The organism is Haloarcula rubripromontorii, from assembly GCF_001280425.1.
GTDB lineage: Archaea > Halobacteriota > Halobacteria > Halobacteriales > Haloarculaceae > Haloarcula > Haloarcula rubripromontorii.
In genome coordinates, this window is the sequence record NZ_LIUF01000005.1 from 134,344 (window position 1) to 149,494 (window position 15,151).

Genomic DNA, 15,151 nt, shown 5'->3' on the forward strand with positions numbered 1-15,151 from the left:
CCCACGCTCGGATTTTCGATCATGAACGCACGTACGCCTATACTCCTGATACTGATCGTTAGCTGTATCGCCCTCGCTGCACCGGCAGCAGCGCAAGAAACAAAGAACGAGACGGCGACCTCGACAAACGTCTCTGCGCCGGACGGCGCACCCAGTGATGTCGAACTCGTCGTTGACGAGAATGTCGTCGTCACAGATTATCGCCACGAGGACGGCCAGATGGTGATCGACTTCTGGTCGGATGAGTACAAGGTCATCAGTGTTGCCCCGCAGGTTGACACCGGATCGGAAGCCGGTAGTGTCTCATTCCGTGCGGCTGTCGTCGACGCCGATACAAAGACAACTGTTCGAGTGCCATCGAGCGGCGGCGTCACACTCTGGACTGAGCAATCAATCGAACAGCAACGGTTCCACTACCTCCGCAAGCCCAATTCGTTCATCATCACCGGCCCGTGGAGTGGTGAGGACGTTCGTAACGCTGCACTCGGCAGTGCGCTCGGTGTCGTGATTGCGGTCCTGTACGAAGCCGTCTCCGCAAAGATTGGCTCTGCCCAACGAGGTGAGCGACTGGCATGAGTGACGATCAGGACAACCCCGATCTCGACCGCGACGAGATGGCGCACAACGCTGACCCCGGCCCCGATCACAGTCGGACCTACCGACTGTTCCGCTGGTTCACGGAGAACCTGTTGCTCATAGCCTCTGGTGTCGGTATCGTTCTGTTCGTCATCGCGTCGATTCTCGGCTACGAACTCCCCCGAAGCCTGCGGCTAATCGGCCTCTGTGCGCTCGTGACGATTCCGCTGGTCGGACGACCGACGGGCAAGAAGGTCCGGTCGCTGCTCTGGGACCCGAATTACGTCTGGCTCGTCGATATCGATGCCCGCCACACGAAAGGCGGAATCTTTCGCACTCCTGGACAACGGTTTCGTGAGTGGTCCGTCGAGGACGGCCAACTCGACTGGGTGAGTCCGAACCTCGCGTTCGGCAAGAACGTCAATCTCGAAAATCAGACCATCGATGGCTGCTGGCGTGGCACGCTTTCCGACCGGGAGCTAATGCGAACGCTCCAAGCGGTCGAAGAGTGTCGCGGCCAGCTCGAAGCCGACGCCAAGCGTGGCTTCGCCATCGAAGCTCAGGCGTTCACTATTATCCGTAACGCCACCAGAAAGGCGGTTCTCCGCATCGTCTCAACCTTCGAGCGGGGCACACTACCCGATGAAGGTGATGGGCTAACCGACGAGATTGATTCGGCCATCGAACAGTTCGGGCTCGACCGGAAGATTCGAGACACAGAGGACGACGAGTCTCCAGAGTCGGATGTTCCGGGCGTTCGTGTCGACCTTGACCAAGACCTCGCCGATCTTGCTGGTGCTGGCGACGGAGGTGTTTCAGCTGATGATTGAACTCAACCTAACTCATCGCGAGAAGAGTATCGTCGTGGTGACTGCTGCCGTGACGTTCGTCGCTGGCTACTGGGCTGGCCTGTGGGCAGTCCCACCACAAGCGCTCGATGTGCCAGTCGACGTATCGTATCGGGCGGGTGAACAGGTGTACCACGCTGCTTACCGTCCTGTTCCCGATCATCTCCCTGTGCTGTCGGTGGCGCTTCCACTGCTCAGCTTCGCCTACGCGTTTCGGGATGAGCTCGTTGAGGACAGTTCTGAGTCTGTTGAGGTGCCTGCCGATGACTGATTCAGACGAGAGACTGCTGACGGCGGCCAAACTCAACGAGGTCGTATCTGGGAGTCTCGACGGCGGTGAGTCTCTGCACGAGCATACCGGCGTCGTGGCTGACGACGGTGACCACGCGACCCTGTCGTTCGTCTCCTCACTCTTCGACACTGGCGCGGAGGTTGACGGTTCTCGGACCTTCGGACAGACTACCCTTTCCGACGTTCTCCAGTCCAAGTACCGGACTGAAGCGGCTACCCGTGCCATCGAGAACGGCAACGGCTCACTGGCTTCATATCTCGTCGGCATCACTGAACAGGAACTCGACGCTTCGTCGCTGACGGTGACCGCTCGCCTGATGGATCGGCTCGACGCTGACGGGACGCTGACGACGGTTCTCGCTGCGGGCCGACCCAACACAGGCAAGACGAACACGATGTTCCTGCTCGCCTCGGACATGGCCCGCGCCGTGTGGGACGACGTGCTGGTAATCTCGAACTCCAAGACGTGGGAAGGTGCTGACCGCTACGTCTCTTCGATGCACGAGCTGATGCTGCTCCTCGTCGAGAACCGTGACGTTCCGAAAACGTTCGTCCTTGACGAAGCCAGCCGGTACATGGATGCTCGTGTCTATAGCCGTGAGGTCAGTACGCAGTACGCCCCTGCGCTGAAGGCCATGAGCAAACTCGGCGTCGAGGTCGTCGGTGCGGTCGGTCACACCGGGAAAGACGTCGTTCCCGAATGCAAGCGTCTGACCAATCTGGCCTTCTGGAAATCAGCTCCGGATGTCGTCGAGTTCTACACAAACTGGGATGGTGACGCTGATCGGCCTGATACCCCGCTATTCGATGCTGACCTGACCAATCTCGAACCGACTCTGCACGGCTACGATCCTGACGACGTAGCGTCTTGGAAGTGGGATCTCGATCCCGACGTGTGGCATGGCTTCGACGACTGGAATCACTTCGGCGACCGTCTAGAAGAACTCGGTCCGACGACGTAGCCGACGACCTCCTCGATCACGTCGCCCACCAACCCACCGACCCACCGCTTTCAGTGGTTGGGTGCGTTTTCTCTGCAGATTACTCTAACATCACAAGCGAGCGGCGACGCGAAGCGCCCCCCTCACATGGGGGGCCGAGCGAGCCCGTGAGCGCACGCCCCCGAGCGGAGCGACGGGGGCAATCCCGGTGCGAAAGCCCGGTCGAAGACCCGGAACGTAAGTGTGATCTCCGCTCAGTAGTCGTCTATATCAACGAACTTCAACTCTTTTTCTGGGTACTGGTATGTAGATAGGTCCTCGTCCTCACAGTACTCGCTTAGGTTGGCTGGAGCGACTTCATCCCCTTTCGGCCCCTCATATACCACAGTGACATCGTATCCATCTACCTCCACCACGACTGCCAAGTTCGGATCGTCATGTGAGGACTTGATAACATAGTCTCCCACTGTATAGGGATTCTCTGCGAATTTCAGATTCTCGTGCTTGTAAGTATAGAGGCTGACATTTTGGTCGTCGCAATATGAGGATAGGAGTGCTGGTGAGATATCGCGCCAATCACCAGGTCCCTCGTCCAACGAACTCGGGAAGGCCACTCGCACGGCTTCGCCATCGAGTTCTTGCCCGTACAACTCGACCTGTGTCTCCGGAGGAAGAACCTCAACAACGACTCCCACAGATGCATCCTCATCTTCGCGCTTCTCAACGCGATCTCCTGGCTGGAACGGATTCTGCGGTTTCTGGTTCATGTTTGCCGTGTTCGGCCCGAGATTCCGCAGGTCGTTCATCGGCCTTGATGCCAGATGTTCGAGTTTATCCGGCGAGTTCCCTGAGAACTGTTCCTCAGTCTCGACTTTCGATTTCAGCGTCTCAACGTGCTCCCAGCCGAGTAGAATCAGACTATCTTCGTTGTCACGGTGCCAGACCATGACAATGATGTCATCCTCTGAATCTTTCTCAACGAGCGTTTCAGGGAGAAATGCCGACACGTCGCGAGAGGTTTTCACGTCTACCTCGTAGCCGAAGACATCAAAATCGTGGCCGGAGAAACTTTCGGGGTTGCAGCGCCGCATAGCTTCTTCATTCTCCCACTCCCACATCTCAGCTGGAAGGTATTCACGGCAGAACTGTTCGAACGCTATTTCTCCGAGGTTACCGATTCGCTTCCCATCAACGTCGTCTGCTCCCTGCTTGATCGCTTGGTGGTGGGCACGGTCTTGGTCAACCTCATCAGGGCAGAATTGATACACAACTCATTCAGTTGATTCAACCGCTAAGAAGATTTCCCTTAATTCACTCCATGAGTCGGGGATGGCGCGGGTGTGGATAGAGTTCAACATCGACCTCACCTTCTAAATACTGTTCACCTTCGGTAGTCAGTTCTACCAGATCCTGATCCTCTGTCAGAAAAGCCACGAGGTCAGCATCAGCCAGAACCCGACACCGGTCCTGTATCTGTGCTTCTGTTGCGTGAATACCGTTTTTCTTCGCCATCTGACTTGCTGTAGACCACGAATCGTCTCGCAGATGTTCAAGTATCCGGTCGTCGATACACTGCTGCCAACGGGCGGTCTTTCGTATCGTCATAGTGGAGGACTGTTTACACGTCGTTCGTTTCTGGCTCGGCTGGCGACGACGGCTCGGAAACACCCTTTTCGCTATCAATGTAGACACCCTCTTCGGCGTCGTATTCTTCGTCAAGGTACGCTTTCCCTTCCTCAGTAATCACGTAGGCTCCGTTGCCGACGTGAGTTAGAAGCCCATGCTCTGCGAGCTTCTTCATCCGGCGGCCGATCTGGGTTCTCGAAACGCGGACTAACCCACTGTCATGGACTTCCTTGGGTGTCCCCGTACCCTCGTTCTCTCGCATCCATTCGAGGATACGGTCGTCCCAGACACTCTGCCACGAACCCGATAAGCGCATTTGAATAACGTATTCTACCCTTTCTACCTAATTCAGTCCTTTTCTACAATTACTTACCAATTGGGCATATATAGCTGTTCGATACATTTATGCACTCTCCGAGTGACAGTGTAGCTGCGGGCCGCCCGTAGATGGCTCTTGGCCATCGAGAACCGGGCCGTGCTGGGACACGGCCCAGATGGTGGCTCCGCCCGGCAAACCAATGTCGTACGGAACCGATACGGGGGCTACTCCCCGCACGAAAGTAGTCGAATTGCCCGCTGAAAAATCCGCTGTTCGCCCGGGTACGGAGTACCGCGTTCGATGTCCAGACTGCACGTTCTCGAAACGGTTCGACTCCTATGCCGACGCGACTTCCCACCAACGCCGTCACTCCTGTCCACACTGCGACCGGATGCTCGGACTGTCGGAAGTACCGAAGCAGCGACGAAGCGAATCACTTGATGCTGCTGAAGCGGTCGCAGCCGCCTGTGAAGCTCGCCGTGAACTCCTCATCGATGGTCCTGCTCCCTCAGTCGCGAAGATACTCGAGGCGATGGGCCGAGACGGTGATGGCTACCCACTTGGTGAGGGGCCAGCGGAGGCCGATGCGTTTGAGACTGCCCGCCAGCTGCTTCCCTCGATGGAGAAAGCGTGAGCGACGACCTCCAACCGATAGCTCCGGCGACTGCGGTGAACCTCTACCTCGACAACCGGGAACCGGAGCTATCCGAAAAATCTCTCACAAACCAGCGGTATCGACTCAACTCGTTCATCGAGTGGACCCAGTCAAAGGGAATCGAGAACATGAACGAGTTGAACGGGCGCGATCTCCATGAGTTCCGAGTCTGGCGTCGACAGGGAAGAGGCAATAAATACGGTGAGGTGTCGAAGGTCACACTTCGTGGAATCCTCGCGACGCTACGGAAGTTCCTCGAATTCTGTGCCAGTATCGATGCCGTTGAGCAAGGGATGCGCGAACGTGTTCTTATCCCGGATATCACGCCCGAAGAGGCTTCGAAGGACGAGAAACTCGATACCGAACACGCTGAAGCCATCCTCGACCACCTGAATCGCTACCAGTACGCCTCCCGCGAACACGTCATATTCGGAATCCTCTGGCACACTGGTATCCGACTCGGTAGCCTCCGGTCGCTCGACCTGCGCGACTTCGATGCTGATGGACAGTACCTACAGCTGCGCCACCGACCGGAAACAGGAACTCCACTGAAGAATGGCCGAGCTGCCGAACGGTCGATAGCTGTCGGTGATTTCTACACCGAAGTGATTCTGGAGTATATCGAGAACCACCGGGATTCGGTCACCGACGAATACGGTCGGGAACCGCTCATCACCAGTGACCGAGGTCGTCTGAGTGAAACACCTATCCGGAGTGCTGTCTACCAGTGGACTCGGCCCTGTATGGTCGGCGAGTGTCCACACGGAGAGAACCCAGAGAGCTGTGAGTACATGACTCGGGACACCGCGAGTGGTTGCCCGTCGTCCCGATCTCCACATGGTATCCGTCGCGGTTCGATCACGAAGCACCTCCGAGACGGCACGCCGGAAGAGGTCGTTTCGGACCGGATGAATGTCTCCAGCGACGTTCTCGACCAGCACTACGACCAACGTAGCGAGCGCGAAAAGATGGAGGTTCGACGGGAGTTCGTCGACGACGCATGATTCAGGACCAGTACACCCCAGCGGATGAATCTAGAGTACGCGCATCCTCGAAGAGGCTAACAACCCGGCGAGTCCATCCTTATTCTGTTGCTGTGGTTGAGAAGGCATCATGGCTATCAACGGGGCAACTGTGCAGTCAGGCAGATTTTGTACCGGCCCAGATAAGCGAAGTTACAACGTGTTCGGTAGTACAAGAACACGTACAGTTATCCACAAGGGGAGACCAGTAATTACGCCTTTCTCCAATTAGAAGTTGAGTTTCAGTCCACGTTTTGCAGGTAGCGTCGAATCTCTCGGATGCAGATACTGAGCGAACCAAATCCTATGCTGTTTGTAAAATCGTTACCGTCCATCACCTATGCTATCATGAGTGAAAATAACACAGACAATAGCATATTGTTCTGATTGGTTACCGAATTATTGCTGTACATCTTGTAGATGAAAAACAGGATATTCAGTCGTGTAGCGTGGTTTTTGTGGTAGTCTGAAGCTGAGTATGTGCTATTCAAGCTAGGGTCTGTGATAGATCATTCATTAATTTATATTGAAACAGTACACTTATGTGCAATAGTTGGTATGTGTTTGAGTATGTTCGAGTGGGGCAGCCGGGGGGCTGGAGACCGGGGTGTATCGCACGTTCTGGGTGTAGTGTTGTTGGCGAGTGCAGTCATCATTGGGGCCATACTGATCGTTCAGGCGGGCCAGCAGACAATCGGAGATATCAACGACGACGCGAATGTCGAGCTCGCTGAGGAGGTGCTGCTGTCGGTCGATCAGAGCTTCCAGCGGTCGGATACCAACGAATCTGTCGAGATCCCGGACCGGGTTAGATCTGATGTCGCCATTTCTGACGGCGCGACATACAACCTGACGTTGAACGGTCGCTTGGCCTGTTCGACGGGGAACCGTTCGTTGCAGACCATTCAGTATCAAGAGAACGGTCACCAGGTCGGCTATCAGGGCGGGGGTGTGTGGCGGATGACCGAGTCAGGCGCGACAATGTCGTCACCCCCAGCAGTGAACTACGACAAAGGGGCGCTGTCGGTCTCCTTCGCGAATATCTCTGGACAGCAGATTGAGGGGAGTTCGGTTGCGGTTCGCTCGAATGCGACGGCCAAGCAGTCACACGAAGCGGCACTGCAGATGGCTCTGTTCACTGACGTGTCCTACGAGGATGCACGAACCGGCTCATTTTCGTCACCCAGCTATGAGTGTACCCCGTCGCAGGTCGCCAACGCGACACTGACTATCGAAAATAGTAGCTATGCTCGGGCGTGGGCAGACTGGGCACGGAGTGCCTACGATAATAAGTACGTTGAGGTGACTCCAACATCTGTCAAACCGGGAGAGACAGTTCGCATACGCTTTGCACTCGGCGATGTGACGAACCCGACCTTCGAAGTCGAAGATGTCACGGTCAAGCCGGACCCGTCAGACTCTGGCAAGGCAGTTGTGACAGCAACGGTTCATAACACAGGGGGGCTAGAAGACACGCAGAAAATCACGCTGAAGCACAACCAGTCAGGGTCGCCAAGTGAGGTGGACGAGACAGTAACCCTCGCCGGCGGCGAATCGACCACAGTAAGCCAGTCAGTGAGCGTCTCAACAGCGAAACCACACAATTTCACTGTGGAGTCGAAGCAGGACAGAGACTACAAAATTATCGAGTATGCGGCTGTTCCCGGAACGCCGTCGCTGGATATCACTGGCAATTCGATTCCGGCAACAGCACGGCTAAACCAGGTTCCATCGGCGGAGGTCACAGTCACGAATACCGGACAAATGACGGCAGATCAAGAGATCGTCTTCCGCGTTAACGGGACAAAAAACGCGACGCGAAGCGTGCTGGTTGACCCGGGACAGAGCCGAACTATCGATTTCGGTCCGTCGATGCCAACTGCGGAGAACGGCACGTACGATATAGAGGTCCAAACAGAGGATGACACATACTCGCAATACAGTGACGACGGACACTACTTTGTCGTCGGTGATGCAGGTGTGTTCAACATAGCGTCCGTCTCCCCACCGGGTGGGCTGCAAAGTGGGGATACGGCGACCGTTGAAGCAACGGTCGAAAATATCGGTGACATTCGGAAATCCACCGATGTCGAAGTACGTATCGAGAATGCCACCTCCGGCAGCGCTGTCGCGTCAAAGAACACAACGCTCACCCTCAACGGTACTCGCAGAGGCAGTGAGTCTGGGACTGCTTCAGTGACTAGTGGCCCGCTGGCCGTCGGGTCACCACAGCATTACACTTATGTTGTCGATACACCGGACGACACTGAATCAGGCTCCTTCGTCGTCGGTTCATCGCCACCACCGCTGTTCGAGATCACTGCTGTAGACGTACAGAACCCCGTTGCACCGAACGACCAGGCGAGCGTCGAGTTCACTGTCGCGAACACCGGCGGAACCGAAGGGAAGCAAACACTGCGCGTTGAGTACAACGGAACGACCCACATCGCGAAGGACGAACGGCTTGACCCCGGAGAGAGCGTCACGCTCAATCGGACTGTTACGGCGCCCACAAAGCCCGGAAAGTACTCGATAACCTTCTTGACGTCGAACCGATCGCGACAGTCGACGCTAAACGTCCAGCCAGACTCGCTACTCGAAGGGAACGGCTCAACGATCACGATACAGCAGTCAGTCAATGCGTCAGTTGAGCTGAAGGGCGCTGATCTGGAAGGGTTCTCGAATTACCGGAATTCCATCTTCCACGCACCCGTACAGATGTCGCTATATGTCGACAACGGATCCGACCCGCAGTCGATCGGACTCTGGCGAAAATATGAGAACGGCGATATCAACGGTCCGCACGCGGAACAGCGCATCGTCTCCGACGAGCACGAGAACCCGTACTACTACTCGGATTCGTTTGAACCCGGTACAGAGGTTTCAGTCTTCGCAAAATCCTATGGGTGTGACAGGTATTCCTCCACCTCTCCTTCGATTGAACTGGCTGGTTACGACACGATGTACTGTAGTAACTGGGACACATATGACACGACTACCGTCAGTCAAACGCAGAACCAGCAGAACCTCGTCATTCTGAACGACGGCGACAAACTCCCGGCGTTCGAGCAGGCACAGTGGTACCAGCGGGACATCCAGGACACGCTTGGAAGCCGCGTGAACGATACGGGATACCTCCAACTGGGCGACGGGGAACGCGCATTCCTCTATGAACTCTCACAGGAGAACGCAAACCCGGCGAACGCGGCAAATGACGGCGACCCGGACTATAACGACGCCGTTGTGCTGTTCACAGTCAACGCAATCGAAAAAGACGTACAAACGGGCCCGGAGTACAAACTCATCGACACCGACGCTCCGAGCAGAGTCGATGAGACAACCGACGCAACGCTGACCGCCGAGGTAATAAACGTCGGCGGAAAGAGCGGTGAAGTTACTCTAGAGAGCCGTTTCGATGGCAACAGTGTCGGGACGAACTCGACGACAATTGAACCCGGTGAGACCGAAAGCGTCATATTCAGGCTTCCGACTAGCTCAAAAGCGACTGGAGAAAGCTATCCGTACACAGTATCCGTCGCGGGTACGCAACAAAAGGCAGGCGGGAACGTACGCGTCGGTGATACGCCTGAGCCGTTCATGCAAATCGATTCAGTCCGAGGTGAAAGTGTTACTGACAGCGACGACATGGCAACAGCGACCGTCAACGTTACCAACGTCGGTGGCCAGGCCGGTACAGATACCGTTGTCCTCCGGGCGAAAAACAAAGACCACGCAACTCCGTCGTTCGCAAGCATCGACTCAGAGACGATGTCGACGATACTATCACCCGGAGAAACGCGGCAGTTTACGCTCGATATGCCGACTAACCGTGGCAATTACACCTACTACGTCGAAACATCAAACTCCACAGCCCCCAAGCAGTCATTCTTCGTAGGGGAGTCAAACGTTGTCGTCAACGACACACAGTCGGTGAACATCGGCGCGGAGACCTACAACACCTCAGAACTAATCGAGCGGCGTGGCCGCGCACAGCGGATGACAGTTGAGGTGCGCAACAACGGAACCGTGGGTGACAAGCGGGAAGTGAACCTCACAATCAAAAATAAAAGCGACGGGTCGACTGTCTTCGCAGGCTCGAAAATGGTCACTGCAGGGACCGGCGACCTGACCAATACTGATCCGTACCCGGCCTGGGCGGGCTACGATGTCGACCTCGACCCCGGCTACTACACCTATAATGTGACTGTGTACGACGAGACAGCTAGTGACACCAAGGCCGACTCCGCGACCGGCGAAATATATCTCAAGAACGTCGACGAAACTGGCGCGACTGGTAACGACTCACCAGTTACGGTCGACTCAGATACGGTGACGCTCGGCAGCTAAACGGCCGCGTCGAAGCCTTTCTGCGGCCGCTCATTCGTGGCCGATATCCCACAGGTAAGGCAACCGCACGGCTTCAGTGGCTCGAACGGCAGCGGTTGCTCTCCACAATCGAGCGTACGCAAAGAAAAACTGAGCTGTATTGAACCGAGTTAGCCGAAGAGTTCGCCGAGGCCCTCGCCGCTTGCCTCGTCGTCTTCGTCGTCATCGTCGTCGCCGCCGTCGTCGGCAGCCTCTTCTTCGGCTTCTTCGTCGGCCTCGTCGGCTTCGTCGGCGTCACCCTCTGCGGGTGCGGCCGCGCCGCCGCTTGCCGGCACCGGTGCCGCAGCGGCCTGGTCGACGGCCTCCTCGATGTCGACGTCCTCGAGGGCGGCGACGAGGGCCTTGACGCGGGACTCCTCGACGTCGACGCCCGCGGCGTCGAGTACGTCAGTGAGGTTGTCTTCGTTGATTTCTTCGCCCGATTCGTTCAGGATGAGTGCAGCGTATACGTATTCCATTGTTGTAGTGTGAGTTGTTAGAACATCGCTCCGAGCGCGTCGCCGGCGTCCTCGTCGTCGTCATCGTCTTCGTCGTCGGCCTCTTCGGCCGCGTCGTCGGCGTCCGCGTCGTCCTCGGATGCGGTGTCCTCGTCTTGGTCGTCAGTCGGTTCTGCTGTCGCCACGTCGGCCTCGACGCCCTGAAGCTCCTCTGGGAGTGCCTCTTCGTCGTCAATTTGTGAGGCGAGCGCACGGACCTGTGCGTCAGCCTTGCTCACGAGGTCAGGCACGACCTCTGGGTCCTCGATGGCCGCCTGGAGCGCGAGGCTCTTGGCGTTGCCACGAGCGGACTGGAGCATCGTCGAGGCCGTCGTCGCGGTCGGATAGTCGGCGTTGACCGAGAGGTTGAATGCTCGGCCGGCAGCCGCCTGAATGTCGTTCCGATACTCGTCGACATCGAGTTCCAGTTCCTCGGGCTCGAACAGCACGCCGTCGGCGAAGACGGCTCGGAGGTCGAGACCGACCTCCTTCGGTTCGATACCGAGTTCGTTCAGCACATTCGCGAGTTCCTGAGAGACCTCTTCGCCGGTGTCAAGCACCGTCGAGTCGGACAAAACCTGAATGGAACCTTCCTGAATGCGTGCGTCGGCACCTACGCTCTGGAGTTCGCCGACGAACGGACCGGGGTCGACGCCCGTGTCGCCTTCCGGAATCACGATATCGTTCGGGGCCACCTCACCGGCACCAATGGGTGCGGGCGTCTTGGAGGCCTCGAGTTCCTGAAACAGCGAGAACGGGTTATCGTCGGTACCGATAAGCCCGACCTGCCCGGTGATGTAGCTGTTGAGGTCTTCGAGTCCGTCATCGACCTCGTCAAGTGCACGCTCAAGCAGCGTGTTCCGGGAGACGCGAAGTTCCGCGGTCCCGTGCAGGTCACGTCGCATGTCCTGCAGTTGCCGGGACGGAATCCCGGCGATGTTGACGACGCCGACGCTCTCGTAGGACTCGATCATCTCCACGATGGCGTCGACCTCTTCCTGCTTCCACTCAGGGATGGTTTCGGTCTTGCGTTCGGATTCGGCGCTCATATCAGGCAACCTCCATCGCAGGCCCCATCGTCGTCTTCACGTAGACTGTGTCGATGTTGAGTGGGCCCTTCTCGAGGTCCGCGTGCAGACGGCGGAGGATAACGTCAATGTTGTCCGCGATATCCTCGGCGGACATGTCCTCTGCGCCGACCCGCGTGTGGAACGTTCGCCGTTCCCCGCTGCGGAGCTGCACGGTGTTTTTCATGCGTTCGATGACCTCGACGACGTCGTCGTCGGGGTCGAGCGGTTCCGGCATCTTCCCGCGCGGACCGAGGACGGTCCCGAGGTAGCGACCGATGTCCTGCATCAGATCCTTCTCCGCAATGAAGAAGTCAGTGTCATCGGCGAGGTCTTTGGCGGCGTCGTCGTCGCCACCAAGTTCCTCGAGTTCGTCCTCGTCGAGTACGTCGTCTGCGACTTCCTCGGCACGAAGGGCGGTTTCGCCCTCGGCGAAGACCACAATAGTGGTCTCCTGCCCGGTGCCAGCAGGAAGCACGACGGACTCGTCGACGCGGTTCGACGGGTCGTTAAGATCTAAGTCGCGCAGGTTCACTGCGAGGTCGACCGTTTCGCGGAAATTCCGCTCAGGTGCGTCCTCGAGTGCGCGCGAGACTGCGTTCTCTATTTCCTGATCTGCCATTGTTCACCTCCGTAGTACGCCAATCGGCTTCTACGGGTCAGTGAAACAGGCGGATGCCTGTCTCGTGCGGGTAGACGCCAATGCGACACTTAAACCCGTCGAACCAGCCCAAGGGCCGCTGACGGGCGTGTTTCCGGTTCTCAGGGACCAGTTGTTGACGGCGGTTCTGCCGGCTGTGCAGTGGCTCGCCAGCGTTGAAAGTAAGGGAAAACACACGCCAGTCGCACAGCGGTCGGACTTACGCCTGTGCTTCGGCCGCGAACACGTCGTCGTACTCGCCTGCGTCGATACGCTCTTTGAACTCGCGTGGGTTCTCGCCTTCGATGGTGACACCGAGGGAGGTGCACGTCCCGACGACTTCCTTTGCGGCGTTCTTCAGGTCGTAGGAGAGCAGGTCAGTCTGCTTCTGCTCGGCGATCTGCTTGACCTGGTCGACGGAGAGATCAGCGACGAAGTCTTCCTGAGGCTCGCCACTGCCGGTCTCGAAGCCGGCCTCATCCTTGATGAGTTCGGCCGTCGGCGGGACACCGACTTCAATCTCGAAGGAGCCGTCGTCGTCGTACTCGACGGTGACGGGGACTTCGGTGCCGTCGAATGCTGCCGTCTGGTCGTTGATATCCTGTACGACTGCCTGCACGTCCACCGGTGTCGGGCCGAGTTCCGGGCCGAGTGGCGGGCCAGGGTTGGCCTCCCCACCGGGAACGAGGACTTCGATAGTTCCAGCCATACATAGTGGAATCTTCGCGGCGGTTTAAAGGATTGCGTTTCACGGATCGCTGCGTGAGGCCGCCACACGCTCGAACGCTCTATCGACAGAGCGGCCAGCACAACAAAAATAGGATCCCTGTCGGCTCAGGCGAACGTCACGCCGTGCCGTGCGAGAAAATCACTTGCGTCTTTGATTTCGACCGGCGAGCCGATTATCCGAATCTGCTCACCGTCTTGATGAACACTCACAGTGAACTGCTGTTCCAACTCCTCGCGAATCCCGTCGAGCGCACCGACTGGCAGCAGTATCTGCGTGCTGTCGCGGAACCGACTCGCCGCTCCCATTATCGACATATGACGGAGGGTAGCCTATAGGTGTGTCGAATTACATGAGGGTCGTTTGACCATTCTGAACGGCAGGACGACCCTCGACGCGTACCACTGGGGTGGCGTCGGCGAGGGAGGAAAGCCTTATTCGGTGTGAGGGGCCGACATACATTTAATGGGGCTCGAAGAGGAGATTCAGGAACTCGAAGACGAAATCGCCAGCACTCCCTACAATAAGTCTACAGAGGCCCATATCGGTCGGCTGAAGTCCAAGCTCGCCGAAAAAAAGGAGAAGCTCGAACAGCAGGCCTCCTCGGGCGGCGGCGGTGGCTACGGCGTCGAGAAACACGGTGACGCGACTGTCGCGCTCGTCGGGTTCCCCAGCGTCGGGAAGTCGACGCTGCTGAACGCACTGACCAACGCCGAGTCCGAGACCGGCGCATACGAGTTCACCACGCTCGACGTGTATCCGGGGATGCTCAAGCACAAGGGAGCGAACATACAGATTCTCGACGTTCCCGGTCTCATCGAGGGCGCTGCCGGCGGCCGCGGTGGTGGGAAAGAAGTGTTGTCCGTCGTCCGGACCGCGGATCTCATCGTCTTCCTCATCTCCGTCTTCGAGATCGACCAGTACGACCGCCTCAGCGAAGAGTTGTACAAGAACAAGATCCGTCTCAATCAGGACCCGCCGTGGGTCAACGTCCGAAAGAAAGGTAAGGACGGGATTTCGGTCAACACTGCCTCCGGCGTCGAACTCGACGACGAGACAGTCAAGGCTGTCCTGCGTGAGCACGGCTATGTCAACGCCGACGTGACTATCGGCGAGGATATCGACATCGACCAGCTCGTCGACGGTGTGATGGACAACCGCGTCTACCTGCCCTCGCTCGTCGCGGTCAACAAAGCCGACCTCATCGAGCCAGACTACCTGCCAAAAGTCGAAGACGAACTCCGGGAGCGGGACATCGACCCCGACGAAGCGATCTTTATTAGCGCCGAGGAAGAGAAAGGGCTGGACAGCCTCACCGAGCGCATCTGGGAGGAACTCGGCCTGATCCGGATCTACATGGACAAGCCGGGCCGTGGCGTCGACCGTGAGGAGCCGCTGATCCTCCGTGAGGGAGACACCGTCGATGACGCCTGTGAGAAACTCGGCGGAAGCTTCGACGAGCGGTTCCGCTTTGCTCGTGTGACCGGCCCGAGCGCCAAGCACGACGAACAGCAGGTCGGGCGTGACCACGAACTCGCGGACGAAGATATCCTGCGAATCGTCGCCAACCGATAGTA

General features: G+C 57.6%; 16 protein-coding genes. 8 read left to right on the top strand and 8 right to left on the bottom strand.

The features are described from left to right. Positions 1–21 precede the first annotated feature (21 nt). From AMS69_RS15725 to AMS69_RS15740, 4 genes are read left to right on the top strand one after another with little or no spacing between them, the layout of a single operon-like run. Positions 22–576: a hypothetical protein gene (locus AMS69_RS15725; RefSeq protein ID WP_053969021.1), complete on the top strand. Its 555-nt coding sequence runs from the start codon at positions 22–24 to the stop codon at positions 574–576. Beyond that, entirely contained in the window at positions 573–1,406 is an 834-nt protein-coding gene (locus AMS69_RS15730; protein WP_053969022.1) for a hypothetical protein, read from the top strand. Before AMS69_RS15725 ends, AMS69_RS15730 begins: the two co-directional genes overlap by 4 nt. Beyond that, positions 1,399–1,695 (top strand): hypothetical protein, encoded by a 297-nt coding sequence (locus tag AMS69_RS15735; RefSeq protein WP_053969023.1) that lies wholly within the window; start codon positions 1,399–1,401, stop codon positions 1,693–1,695. Before AMS69_RS15730 ends, AMS69_RS15735 begins: the two co-directional genes overlap by 8 nt. Continuing rightward, the gene (locus AMS69_RS15740; protein ID WP_053969024.1) at positions 1,688–2,677 is read left to right on the top strand and encodes a hypothetical protein; all 990 of its coding nucleotides are present in this window, start codon (positions 1,688–1,690) and stop codon (positions 2,675–2,677) included. Before AMS69_RS15735 ends, AMS69_RS15740 begins: the two co-directional genes overlap by 8 nt. Before the next feature lie 233 nt (positions 2,678–2,910). Here AMS69_RS15740 and AMS69_RS15745 read toward each other — a convergent pair whose 3' ends face one another. The 3 genes from AMS69_RS15745 to AMS69_RS15755 all read right to left on the bottom strand — a co-directional run bounded on the left by AMS69_RS15745 (position 2,911) and on the right by AMS69_RS15755 (position 4,598). Further along, complete coding sequence (locus AMS69_RS15745; protein WP_053969025.1) at positions 2,911–3,924, bottom strand: hypothetical protein; 1,014 nt, start codon at positions 3,922–3,924, stop codon at positions 2,911–2,913. A 43-nt stretch (positions 3,925–3,967) separates the two neighbouring features. Continuing rightward, positions 3,968–4,168, bottom strand: coding sequence for a hypothetical protein (locus tag AMS69_RS20415; protein WP_238378566.1), 201 nt, complete (start codon positions 4,166–4,168; stop codon positions 3,968–3,970). 106 nt (positions 4,169–4,274) lie between these two features. Then, positions 4,275–4,598, bottom strand: coding sequence for a helix-turn-helix transcriptional regulator (locus AMS69_RS15755; protein WP_053969027.1), 324 nt, complete (start codon positions 4,596–4,598; stop codon positions 4,275–4,277). 394 nt (positions 4,599–4,992) lie between these two features. Here AMS69_RS15755 and AMS69_RS15760 point away from each other — a divergent pair, with 394 nt between their 5' ends. The 3 genes from AMS69_RS15760 to AMS69_RS15770 all read left to right on the top strand — a co-directional run bounded on the left by AMS69_RS15760 (position 4,993) and on the right by AMS69_RS15770 (position 10,625). After that, positions 4,993–5,235 (top strand): hypothetical protein, encoded by a 243-nt coding sequence (locus AMS69_RS15760; RefSeq protein WP_053969028.1) that lies wholly within the window; start codon positions 4,993–4,995, stop codon positions 5,233–5,235. After that, positions 5,232–6,260 carry a tyrosine-type recombinase/integrase gene (locus tag AMS69_RS15765; RefSeq protein WP_053969029.1) on the top strand — a complete coding sequence of 343 codons (1,029 nt, stop codon included), beginning with the start codon at positions 5,232–5,234 and terminating at the stop codon, positions 6,258–6,260. The genes AMS69_RS15760 and AMS69_RS15765 overlap by 4 nt, the downstream gene beginning before the upstream one ends. A gap of 588 nt (positions 6,261–6,848) precedes the next feature. After that, positions 6,849–10,625, top strand: a complete 3,777-nt coding sequence (locus AMS69_RS15770; protein ID WP_053969030.1) for a DUF7289 family protein — start codon at positions 6,849–6,851, stop codon at positions 10,623–10,625. Between the two features lie 149 nt (positions 10,626–10,774). Here AMS69_RS15770 and rpl12p read toward each other — a convergent pair whose 3' ends face one another. The 5 genes from rpl12p to AMS69_RS15795 all read right to left on the bottom strand — a co-directional run bounded on the left by rpl12p (position 10,775) and on the right by AMS69_RS15795 (position 13,882). Beyond that, complete coding sequence (gene rpl12p / locus AMS69_RS15775; RefSeq protein ID WP_004591725.1) at positions 10,775–11,122, bottom strand: 50S ribosomal protein P1; 348 nt, start codon at positions 11,120–11,122, stop codon at positions 10,775–10,777. Between the two features lie 17 nt (positions 11,123–11,139). Beyond that, positions 11,140–12,189 (bottom strand): 50S ribosomal protein L10, encoded by a 1,050-nt coding sequence (locus AMS69_RS15780; protein ID WP_053969031.1) that lies wholly within the window; start codon positions 12,187–12,189, stop codon positions 11,140–11,142. A gap of 1 nt (position 12,190) precedes the next feature. Then, entirely contained in the window at positions 12,191–12,829 is a 639-nt protein-coding gene (locus AMS69_RS15785) for a 50S ribosomal protein L1 (protein ID WP_053969032.1), read from the bottom strand. A 238-nt stretch (positions 12,830–13,067) separates the two neighbouring features. Continuing rightward, positions 13,068–13,556 carry a 50S ribosomal protein L11 gene (locus tag AMS69_RS15790; protein ID WP_053969033.1) on the bottom strand — a complete coding sequence of 163 codons (489 nt, stop codon included), beginning with the start codon at positions 13,554–13,556 and terminating at the stop codon, positions 13,068–13,070. Between the two features lie 125 nt (positions 13,557–13,681). After that, positions 13,682–13,882, bottom strand: coding sequence for a VNG_1110C family protein (locus tag AMS69_RS15795; protein ID WP_044951920.1), 201 nt, complete (start codon positions 13,880–13,882; stop codon positions 13,682–13,684). A 157-nt stretch (positions 13,883–14,039) separates the two neighbouring features. Here AMS69_RS15795 and AMS69_RS15800 point away from each other — a divergent pair, with 157 nt between their 5' ends. Beyond that, positions 14,040–15,149, top strand: a complete 1,110-nt coding sequence (locus AMS69_RS15800) for an OBG GTPase family GTP-binding protein (RefSeq protein WP_053969034.1) — start codon at positions 14,040–14,042, stop codon at positions 15,147–15,149. The last annotated feature ends 2 nt before the right edge of the window (positions 15,150–15,151 follow it).